Annotated in this window: 1 protein-coding gene; it reads left to right on the forward strand. The window is 48.2% G+C overall.

Annotated elements, in window-relative coordinates:
- On the forward strand, positions 1-247 hold a 247-nt coding region (locus ACM0OZ_RS49380), incomplete at both ends, for a tetratricopeptide repeat protein (RefSeq protein WP_414590242.1).

The raw sequence follows: 247 nt of genomic DNA on the forward strand, positions 1-247 counted from the left end.
TCTGACACTTGCTCCCAATTACGTCAATGCTCACAACAACAAGGGGAATGCGCTAGAAAGTTTGGCATCCCTACAGTCGAGCTTATCGCAGCACACACAAGCACTCTCTAGGTACGAGCAAGCTATTGCATCTTACGATACTGCTCTGACACTTGCTCCCAATTACGTCAATGCTCACAACAACAAGGGGAATGCGCTAGAAAGTTTGGCATCCCTACAGTCGAGCTTATCGCAGCACACACAAGCA

The sequence above is a fragment of the Scytonema sp. PCC 10023 genome, from assembly GCF_963920835.1.
In the GTDB taxonomy this organism is placed as follows: Bacteria; Cyanobacteriota; Cyanobacteriia; order Cyanobacteriales; family Nostocaceae; genus Kalymmatonema.